Raw genomic sequence first — 1,071 nt, 5'->3', positions numbered from 1 at the left:
GGCGGCTATCTTCCCGACCACCCGGTCCGCGTGGGGGGTCGCCCCGCGCTCGGCGGGCGCCCCCCGGCTCGGCGTCCGGGTCACCGGCGGCGGCCGTCGCGGGAGCGGAACAGGTCGCCCGGGTCCAGGTCGCCGTCGACGTACCGGCCGACCAGGTAGCCGATCGCGCCGAGGGCGGCGACCAGCAGGAAGGCTCCGAAACCGCCGAAGTAGGCGGCGAAGCCGAGCCCCATTCCGGCCAGGAGGCCGACGAGGGCGATGCTCATGAGGGGATCCTTCGCTGCGTCGGGGTGCGGGAGGGGGCGCCGGGGCCCGGGGGCCGCCGGCGGGGGGCGCCGGTCACTGGATCCGGGACTCGGGCTCGTCGTCCTCCTCGTCCGGCAGCTTCACGTCGCTGACGGCGATGTTCACCTCGACCACTTCCAGGCCGGCCATCCGCTCGACGGCGTCGACGACGTTCTGCCGCACGGCGCGGGCGACGTCGGCGATCGACTCGCCGTAGTCGACGACGATCTCCAGGTCGACGGCCGCCTGGACCTCGCCGACCTCGGCCTTGACGCCGCGGGTGACCGACTTGGCGCTGCCGCCGGGCACCCGGTCGCGGACCGCGCCGAAGGTGCGCGAGACGCCGCTGCCGAGGGCGTGGACGCCCGGCACGTCGCGGGCGGCGAGCCCGGCGATCTTCTCGACCACCCCGTCCGCGATGGTGGTGCGGCCGCGGTCCTCGGGGGCGCCGACGGGTTCGCGGCGGCCGTTGCCGGAGGAGCCGCGGGGGCTCGACGCGGTCGCGCTGGTGGCCGGGCGGCCGCCGCCGTTGCTCTGGTCGCGTCCCGGTACGCCGGGCTTGGGTGCGGTGTCGGTCATCGCCGTCCGTCCCTTCGGTGGGGGGGGGAGCGGCGGGAGGCCGCCCCTTTTCGCTCACGCTAGGACGGTTCGCAGCGCTTCGCGCCGCGGGACGACCCAGGTGAGGGACGGTGGCGGAGGGGACCCCGCCGCCGGGGGGGGCCCGGCGCGGGGGGCGGGGGGGGCGGGCCGGGCGGTTTTAACCAAAAAACCGCCCCCCAGACACGC

The 1,071-nt window shown here is 76.9% G+C and carries 2 protein-coding genes; both read right to left on the bottom strand.

Translation table 11 applies throughout. The features are described 5' to 3' along the window. Nucleotides 1-80: 80 nt before the first annotated feature. Nucleotides 81-266 carry a hypothetical protein gene (locus ACFWEG_RS29080; protein ID WP_387221114.1) on the bottom strand — a complete coding sequence of 62 codons (186 nt, stop codon included), beginning with the start codon at nt 264-266 and terminating at the stop codon, nt 81-83. Nucleotides 267-339: 73 nt separating this feature from the next. After that, a complete protein-coding gene (locus ACFWEG_RS29075; RefSeq protein WP_387221112.1) occupies nt 340-864 on the bottom strand; it encodes an Asp23/Gls24 family envelope stress response protein in 525 nt (174 codons plus the stop codon). Nucleotides 865-1,071: the final 207 nt, after the last annotated feature.

Source organism: Streptomyces sp. NPDC060194 (genome assembly GCF_042728285.1).
Classification (GTDB): Bacteria; Actinomycetota; Actinomycetes; order Streptomycetales; family Streptomycetaceae; genus Streptomyces.
The sequence above is the reverse complement of the archived record's forward strand: the minus strand, read 5'-3'. Positions and strand labels throughout refer to the sequence as shown.